Raw genomic sequence first — 559 nt, forward strand, 5'->3', positions numbered from 1 at the left:
ATACATTATCGGACGTTGGATATTCTTGCTGGGAAAGTGGAGGAGAAGTATAATTTGGGGCATATTTATGAATAATTAAAGGGGATTAGAGATAAAAGCTTATAGGTTTTTTAGACAATTATAACTATTGCTCTTCTTGGACCATGAACTCCCAGTGTAAGGTTAAGTTCTATATCAGCAGTTCTACTCGGTCCAGTTATAAAAGAAATACACGTACACAATTCATCATAATTTTTTTCATAAGATTCCCCGAGCTTTGCAAACAGAGCATGAATATTCAAAACTATGTTCTCCTTTTCAAGTATCGCGATATGAACGGGAGGTAGAAGCGAAGTAAGTCTCGGCTGTTTTGGACCGGACAGCAGAACTAAAGTTCCTGTATCAGCAATGGCAAAATCAGCTCCAGTTATTCCTATATCTGCAGTTGCAAGATCAGTTTCCGAGGCAATTTCAAGTGATTTCAAGGGTTTTGTATTCCAAAAGGAAACCGACTGGGCACCAAGCTCCTGGATAAGTTCATTTATTTTCTCAATCAGGCTTCCTTTCTCTTCGAGAAGAT

General features: G+C 38.3%; 1 pseudogene (cut by a window edge). It reads right to left on the reverse strand.

From position 1 onward, the window contains the following. Positions 1-110: 110 nt before the first annotated feature. Positions 111-559, reverse strand: a pseudogene (locus tag F4Z13_05710) (lactate utilization protein C); it runs 22 nt beyond the window's last position.

The organism is Candidatus Dadabacteria bacterium (assembly GCA_009837205.1).
Lineage (GTDB): Bacteria > Desulfobacterota_D > UBA1144 > Nemesobacterales > Nemesobacteraceae > Nemesobacter.